Origin of the sequence: Kribbella antibiotica (assembly GCF_004349055.1) — a bacterium.
Classification (GTDB): domain Bacteria; phylum Actinomycetota; class Actinomycetes; order Propionibacteriales; family Kribbellaceae; genus Kribbella; species Kribbella antibiotica.
In genome coordinates, this window is the sequence record NZ_SMKX01000095.1 from 25427 (window position 1) to 33473 (window position 8047).

8 protein-coding genes are annotated in these 8047 nt (G+C 67.5%); all 8 read left to right on the forward strand.

Translation table 11 applies throughout. The annotated features are described in order from the left end of the window. Positions 1-6 precede the first annotated feature (6 nt). Genes fes through E1263_RS27350 form a run of 8 tightly spaced genes read left to right on the forward strand, consistent with a single transcriptional unit; the run spans position 7 to position 7819 of the window. Positions 7-1278, forward strand: coding sequence for an enterochelin esterase (fes, locus tag E1263_RS27315; RefSeq protein ID WP_132172385.1), 1272 nt, complete (start codon positions 7-9; stop codon positions 1276-1278). Beyond that, positions 1275-2393, forward strand: coding sequence for a 3-isopropylmalate dehydrogenase (leuB, locus tag E1263_RS27320; protein WP_132172387.1), 1119 nt, complete (start codon positions 1275-1277; stop codon positions 2391-2393). Before fes ends, leuB begins: the two co-directional genes overlap by 4 nt. Continuing rightward, positions 2390-3805 (forward strand): pyridoxal phosphate-dependent aminotransferase, encoded by a 1416-nt coding sequence (locus E1263_RS27325; RefSeq protein ID WP_132172389.1) that lies wholly within the window; start codon positions 2390-2392, stop codon positions 3803-3805. The genes leuB and E1263_RS27325 overlap by 4 nt, the downstream gene beginning before the upstream one ends. Positions 3806-3828: 23 nt before the next feature. Beyond that, positions 3829-5175 (forward strand): hypothetical protein, encoded by a 1347-nt coding sequence (locus tag E1263_RS27330; RefSeq protein WP_132172391.1) that lies wholly within the window; start codon positions 3829-3831, stop codon positions 5173-5175. After that, a complete protein-coding gene (gene leuC / locus E1263_RS27335) occupies positions 5165-6604 on the forward strand; it encodes a 3-isopropylmalate dehydratase large subunit (protein ID WP_132172393.1) in 1440 nt (479 codons plus the stop codon). The genes E1263_RS27330 and leuC overlap by 11 nt, the downstream gene beginning before the upstream one ends. Beyond that, complete coding sequence (gene leuD / locus E1263_RS27340; protein WP_132172395.1) at positions 6604-7227, forward strand: 3-isopropylmalate dehydratase small subunit; 624 nt, start codon at positions 6604-6606, stop codon at positions 7225-7227. The genes leuC and leuD overlap by 1 nt, the downstream gene beginning before the upstream one ends. Before the next feature lie 39 nt (positions 7228-7266). Next, the gene (locus tag E1263_RS27345) at positions 7267-7479 is read left to right on the forward strand and encodes an MbtH family protein (protein ID WP_132172397.1); all 213 of its coding nucleotides are present in this window, start codon (positions 7267-7269) and stop codon (positions 7477-7479) included. 19 nt (positions 7480-7498) lie between these two features. Continuing rightward, positions 7499-7819, forward strand: coding sequence for an MbtH domain protein (locus E1263_RS27350; RefSeq protein ID WP_132172399.1), 321 nt, complete (start codon positions 7499-7501; stop codon positions 7817-7819). Positions 7820-8047 lie beyond the last annotated feature (228 nt).

Here is an 8047-nt window from a genome sequence, read left to right on the forward strand (position 1 = left end):
GAAACCATGAGTTTCGTTCCGGAACCAGCTCTGGCGAGTCCGCGCATCGCCCAGGTCGCCGCGGCCGTCGAAGCCGGTGACCGCAGCGCCCTCGACGCACTCTGGCAGGAGGTCGAGGCCTCGGGTGCGCCCTTGATGGAACAGGTCGAAGAGGACGACTCCCGGACGCTCGTCACATTCCTGTGGCGCGATCCGGGCGCTACCGAGAACGTCCTGGTCGTGCTCTACAGCGCCCCGAGCGACGGGGACCTGAGCAAGTACACGATGGACACCGTCACGGGCACCGACCTCTGGTACAAGTCGTACTTCCTGCCGTCGAACCTGCGCACGACGTATCTCCTGTCCGTCAACGACTCGCTCGAACCGTACGACTCCTATGCCGACGTCCTGGCCCGGTTGCCGGGCTACCGGCCCGATCCGCTGAACCCGCGGGACTTCCCGATCTTCGGCAACGAGCAGAACAAGTACATCGTCTCCGTCCTCGAACTGCCGGCGGCTCCGGGACAGCCGTGGAACGTCGCCCGCCGCGGAGTGGCAAAGGGCAAGACCCAGCTGACCACCATGGACAGCACGATCCTCGGGACCCAGCACCACGTCGGTGTCCACGTCCCGCCGGGTTACGACCCGGACGGCGACGACTACGACGTGTTCCTGCTGTTCGACGGCTGGGCGTACTACAACTTCGCCAATGTGACGACGGTCCTCGACAACCTCCTCCACACCGGTCGGATCCCGCCGTACGTGCTGGTCATGCACAGCAACCTCGATCAGCAGGTCCGGGCTCGGGAGCTGCCCTGCCATCCGCCGTTCCACGACTTCCTCCGCGACGAGCTGATGCCCTGGCTTCGGGAGAACTACAACGTCACCAAGGACCCACAGCGGACGGTCGTCGGCGGCTCCTGCTTCGGCGGCCTGGCCGCGGCGTACGTCGCCCATCGGTCGCCGGACCTGTTCGGCAACGTCATCTCCCAGTCGGGCTCGTTCTGGTGGCCCGGCCGCAACTCCGAGCTCGAGGACGAATGGTTGACGCGACAGTACGAGCGGAGTCCACGGCTGCCGATCCGGTTCGCTCTGGAGATCGGCAGCCTGGAAGGGCCGATCGGTGAGTTCGATCCGATGACGACCCACCGGAACATGCACGACGTCCTGCAAGAGCGCGGCTACCCGGTCGACTACTCCGAATACGCCGGCGGCCACGACCTGATCTGCTGGCGCGGCTCGCTCGTCGACCGCTTGCTGTCCTTCCACACCGACCGTCGTCCGGCGGTGACCCGATGAGCCGCGCGGCGATCGCCGTACTGGCCGGTGACGGCACCGGTCCGGAGGTCACTGCCCAAGCCGTCGAGGTTCTCCAGCGCGTCGGGGAACTCTTCCACCACACCTTCACCTTCCAGCACTGCCTCGTCGGGCTCGCCGCCGTCAAGGCAGACGGCGAGGCCATCTCGGTCGACACTCTGGGCGCGTGTGCCCGCTCCGACGCGATCCTCTTCGGCGCAGTCGGTGGAACCCTCCACGAAGGCGCCGGTCCGCGTCCGGAGCTTGCACTCAGCCGATTGCGGACGACGTTCGACCTCTACGCGAACATCCGGCCGATCAAGCCGTTCGAGGCGCTGGACCTGGCTTCGCCGCTCAGGTCGGAGTACCTCAAAGGCACCGACATGGTCTTCGTCCGCGAACTGTCCGCGGGCCTGTACTACGGGCATCTGGAGACCGTCGCCGGAAAGCCCAGCGAGATCCGCCGCCGGGGTGCCCAACTCGAGGCCATCGACACCCTGACCTACACCGAGAGCGAGATCGAGCGCGTCGTCCGGACGGCCTTCGAGATCGCCGGCCGCCGTGGCCGAAGACTTACCTCGGTCGACAAGGCCAATGTCCTCAGCTCGTCCGTGCTTTGGCGACGGGTCGTCGACCGCGTCGCCCGGGACCACCCCGCAGTGACCTACGAGCACATGCTGGTCGACACGTGCGCGATGCGACTCATCCGCAGTCCGGCGGATTTCGACGTCCTCGTCACCGAGAACCTGTTCGGCGACATCCTCACGGACGCGGCGTCGATGCTGACCGGATCGATCGGGATGTTGCCCTCGGCAAGTTTAGGGGCACGCCGCACCGAGCACGGGCTGTTCGGGCTCTACGAACCTGTGCACGGCTCCGCCCCCGACATCGCCGGCCTGAACCTGGCCAACCCGATCGGCACGATCCTCTCGGCCGCCCTGCTCCTGCGGTACTCACTCGGCCTGCACCGCGAGGCCGCGGCCGTCGAGACGGCCGTCGAGGAAGTGGTCCAGGCGGGCTACCGGACCGCGGACATCCATTACTGCGACCAGTCCGAGAGCACGGTTGTCGGTACCCGCGAGCTCGGCCGGCAGATCCGCGATCGGCTGCGGCCATGACGGCCGCAGCCGCAGGTCTCGACGAGCAGCGCCTGCTGGTTCGGCAGGCGCGGAACGAACTGTTGCGCAGCTACCGCGGCACCGGGCCGGTCGGCCAGGAACCACCCATCCGGGTGATGGCACGGATCGTAGAGGAGTTGCAGCGCGAATGCGCCGCCCGCCGGCTCGACCCGGCCGTCGTCCGGCGCGAGATCGTCGACCGGACGATCGGCGACGTCGATCTGCGCCAAGTCACCGAATGCGAAGGCGAGCCGGGTGGTCCCGGCGATTTCCGGATGCTCGCCGACGAGCTCGGAGTCGCCTTGCCAGGCGAGAACATCAACGGGTACGTCGCCTCCGGGGCGGGGTACCGGTCGTTGCGGGAGTACATGGTCGACGCCGAGCGGCAACTGCTCGCGGCGGGCTACGACCCGCGGCTCTACGACATTCATGGCGTCGGGAACCCGGTGCTGCGGGAACGACTGGCGGCGGACATGCAGCACTGGGGACTGCACGTCGACGCTCAGCGGATCGCTCTCGGACTGGGTACGACGGATTGCGTCGACAAGGTGCTTCGCGGGATCGCGCGGATCGGCCCGACGCCGGGCGCGATGCTGGTGGCTGCTCCCGGATACACACTGCCTGAGCTGCAGGCAACGGCGTACGGGTATCGCTTGCACAAGGTGCGCACGCGATCCCGGGACAGCTTCAAACTCACCGGCCGCCTGCTGGCACGGGAGCTAGAGAAGAACCCGGACATCACTGTCGTCTATCTGACGGTGACCAACAATCCGACGGCCTTCGCGTACTCACCGGACCAACTGGCCGAGATCCGGTCGGTCTTCCGGGAGTTCGCGGATCGCGGGCGCCGCATCCACGTCCTGGCCGATCTCGCGTACGTCGGAACCGGGCGACCGGAGGACGACCTCGAACGCATGCTGCAGCTGACCGCCGATCCCGTGGTGAACCGGCAGCTGATCTGTCTGAGCAGCCTGTCCAAGACGCACACCCTGACCGGAGAACGGTTCGGCTGGGTCACCTTCGGCAGCGCCGAATTCGCCACTGAGATGGGCGCCAGCTGGACCAGCAGCGTCGGATCGCTGCCCGGCGAGTGGCAGCTGCGGTTCATGGCCTACCACGCGCTCTTCCAGCAGAACCCCGGTCTCGTCGGGAAGATCCGCGCGCTCTACCGGCTGCGAAGGGCCGGACTGCGCGAACAGCTACGCCGCCACGACGACGTACACCATCTGTTCGAGCACATCTACCTCGACGACGACGCAACGATCTACACGTGGAGCCGGCTCAGACCGGGTCAGGACTGCTTCTCGGTCCTCGAGCGAACCGGTATCGCCGGGATCCCCGGCTCGACCTTCGGCTACTCCGACGACTACATCCGCTTCTCGGTCGGGATCGCACCGATCACTCCCCAGTGAAGTGCCCAGATTGTGAGGATGACATGAGCTGCAACGACGTTCCACAGAACTTCAATTGGAACAGCGACAAGAATCCGATCGCCCCGCTGCCGACCCAGGTCGCGGGCGAACCGCGCGCGGCGCAGGTTGCCCGCGTGGTCCTGCTGTCGGAGTGCCTGCGCGACGGCCTGCAAGGCATCACCGGCTATCCGTCGCCCGAGAAAATGGTGCAGTACCTGCACCTGCTCGACGACTTCGGGATCAAGCAGGCGACCGTCGGGATCTACCCGGGCAACGCGGCCACCCTCGACACGGCGATGAAGGATCTCCTGGCCCGGATGCGGGACGAGGTGCCGTCGATCGTCCCGTCCGTCCTGTCGTTGTGCACCGACGACTCGTTGCGCTGGACGGCCGACTGCCGGCGGATTCACCCAGGGGTCGAATCTCTGGTGTTCATGGGTACGGCGCCGTCGCGCCGGCTGGCCCAGGGGTGGGAGCTCGAGTTCATCCTGGACAAGCTGGACACCTACATCCGCCGGACGGCAGAGCTCGGTATCCCGGTCATCGCGGGGACCGAGCACACGACGCAGACAAGCCCCGAGGACGTCCGGGAGATCGTCGCCACCCAGGTCGGCGCCGGCGCCTACTGCATCGCACTGGCCGACACGATCGGGGTGATCCGCCCGATCGGCGCCTATCGGCTGGTGCACTTCGTCCGGCAGGAACTCGCCGCGCTGGGTGCCTCGCACGTCAAGCTGGACTGGCACGGTCATCGCGACACCGGCAACGCACTGGGCAACGCAATGATGGCGATCTCGGCCGGCATCGATCGGGTCCACGTCGTGTCCCGAGGCGTCGGCGAACGCTCCGGCAACGCCGCCCTCGAAGAGGTGGTTCTGAACCTGGCGGCAATCCAGGTGGAGGCCGGGCTGCCGGTCCCGTGGAAACTGAGCCGGCTGCTCGAACTGATCTCCTTCTACCAGGACATGGTCGGCGTCCCCACCCCTGAACACGGTGTCCTGGGCCGGCGCTACAGCCACACCTCGTCCGGGATCCACGCGGACGCGATCCTCAAGGCGTACGGGCTGGCCGACACCGCCCACGCGGCCCGCGACTTCGCCTTGGAGCACAAGTTGCGCGAGATGGCGCGGACTGTCTATTCGGCCGTCGATCCGGCGACGGTCGGCGGAGTCCAGTCGGTCGGCGTCAGTCCGTGGAGTGGGCACAGCGCCGTCAAGCTCGCGTATCTGAGCAGCGGGCGCGATCCGGACCGGCTGTCCCCGGCGATGATCGAGCGGATCCTCGGCCGGGCCAACCAGCTGGGCCGCGAGCTCACTGCGCAGGATCTCGAGGAGTGCTACGCGCAGGAGCAGGTGCACCATGGCGCCTGAGGTCGTGGATCCGCCCCGGACCATGTTCGACAAGATCTGGGCCGGCCATCTCGTCCGGGACGAACCCGGCGAGATCCCGATGCTGTACATCGACCGGCATCTCACCCACGAAGCCACCTCGCCCCAGGCCTTCGCCGGCCTGCGGGCGCGGGACCTTCCGGTGCACCGCCCCGAAACCGTCGTGGCCGTGATCGACCACAACGTCCCGACGACGCCCGGGCGGCGGCTGATCGACGTCGTCGACGAGCAGAGCGTGCTGTGCATCGAGACGATGGAGGACAACGCGCGGGACTTCGGCGTGACGTTGCTCGGCATGGACCACGAGGACCAAGGGATCGTGCACGTGATCGGCCCGGAGCTCGGCCTGTCGCTGCCAGGGATGACCCTGGTGTGCGGCGACTCGCACACCTCGACCCACGGTGCGCTCGGCATCTTCGCGGTGGGGATCGGCACCAGCGAGGTCGAGCACGTCCTCGCCACCCAGTGCCTGCTGCAGCACAAGCCCCGAACCATGAGCGTCGAGATCGACGGAGTGCTCGCTCCCGGGGTGACTGCGAAGGACATCGCCTTGGCCGTGATCGGGCGGCTCGGCACCGACGGGGGCACGAATCACGTGATCGAGTTCGGCGGATCCGCCGTCCGGGCGTTGACGATCGAGGGCCGGATGACGTTGTGCAACATGGCGATCGAGGCCGGAGCGCGGGCCGGCATGGTCGCGCCTGACGACGCCACCATCGAGTACGTCCGGGGCCGGCGGTTCGCTCCGGCCGGTGATCTCTTCGAGCGCGCAGCGGCGCAGTGGCTGCAGCTCGCCGGCGATCCGGGGGCCCGCTTCGACACCGAACACCGGCTGGACCTCGGTCAGCTGGCCCCGCAGGTCACCTGGGGTACCGATCCGGGGATGGTCGTCGACGTGACCGGGACGGTTCCGGATCCCGCGCACACCAGCGATCCCGAGGAACGCGCCCGACTGTGGCAGGCGCTCGACTACATGGGCGTGGAGCCCGGTGAACGGATGCAGGACATCGCCGTCGACACGGTCTTCATCGGCTCATGCACGAATGCACGAGTGGAGGACCTCCGGGCCGCCGCCGGCCTCGTCACCGGGAGGCGCGTCGCGGACGGTGTCCGGGCGATCGTCGTACCGGGGTCCATGAGTGTCCGGCGGCAGGCGGAGGCCGAAGGGCTGGCCGATGTCTTCCGGGCGGCCGGATTCGAGTGGCGGGAAGCTGGTTGCAGCATGTGTATCGCGATGAACGGGGACCGGCTCGCGCCCGGCGAACGCTGCGCCTCGACCAGCAACCGCAACTTCGAAGGCCGGCAGGGGCGCGGCGGTCGCACGCATCTGGTCAGCCCGGCAACCGCTGCGGCCACGGCAGTAGTGGGTCACTTCGCCGATGCCCGCGAGCTGTGGCAGGAGGTGCGGTGATGGAGAGCTTCGTCCAGCACGACGGCATCGTCGTACCGCTCCTGCGCAGCAACGTAAACACCGACGACATCATCCCGGCACGCTTTCTCAAGTCTGTCCGGCGGACCGGGTTCGCAGCCGGTCTGTTCGGCAACTGGCGTTACCTCGCGGACGGGCGGACGCTCGATCCGGGGTTCGTCCTGAACCGGCCGCAGTACGCCGGCGCGAGCATTCTCGTTGCCCGCGACAACTTCGGCTGCGGCTCGTCCCGGGAGCACGCGCCCTGGGCCCTGAACGAGTACGGGATCCGGTGCATCGTCGCCATCGGCTTCGCGGACATCTTCCACACGAACTGCTTCAACAGCGGCATTCTCCCGATCACGCTGGATGCCGCGCAGATCGACGTACTGGTCAAGTCCCTCGACAGCAGCGGCCCGCGGTGGCGCGTCGACCTCCCCGCTCAGACACTCACCGCCGCGGACGGGAACAGCTACTCCTTCGCCATCGACCCCTTCAAGAAGCGGTCGCTACTGGCCGGACTGGACAACATCGACTGGTCGCTGGCACACCGCAGCGACACCCTCGCCTACGAGCGACGGCGCCGGAACGAGGCACCGTGGCTCTTCCCCACACCGACCGAATGAAGCCTGCACCGATTCCTGAAAGAAGTGGAGACCGAAGTCATGGACGACAACGACCTCAAGAAGGTTCTCGTCAACGACGAGGAGCAGTACTCCCTCTGGCCGGACTACCTCACCGTTCCGGCCGGCTGGACCGACACCGGCGTCAGCGGCTCGAAGGACGAGTGCCTCGCGTACGTGAAGGACGTCTGGACCGACATGCGTCCGCTCAGCCTGCGCCTCCAGATGGACGGCAACCCGGCCGAATCCCGCTAGAAACAAGGAGAAACCTGCAATGGACCAGCTCGTCGAACGCCTCTGCGTCGAGAACCGCCAGGTCACCGTCGGCGGCCCGGCGCCGACCGTGGCCGAGTTCCACCGACGCCTGACCGACATCGGCTACGTCTTCCTCCTGTTCCCCGAAACCAAGGGCGGCACCGACCTCGGCGTCCGCGTCACCAAAGAAGCGACCGATCTCAGTGCCGCCGACTTCACCGGCGCAACCGGGACCGTGCACCTCGAGGGAACCCTGACGCTGAACTACATGCCGGTGCGATGCGTCGCCGACATCGACCTGTCGACCCTCAGCGGTACCGGCCACCTGGTCGCCCGATGATCGTCGTCGCCCCGGCCCGAGTAGCGAAAGGCGGTGGACACCGGCCCTGCCACGCTCGCCAAGCGTCCCCGCGACTCACGCCTACTCGATGTCGCCAGTCCCATTCGTCCTGCGCAACACGCCAACCACGCCGATGTACCGGCAGGCAACAGTCGCAACCCCAGCGATGTCAGCCGCCGGTTGTGGTCCTGACCCAGCCCACCAACGAGTGCCCACCCCAACCACCGG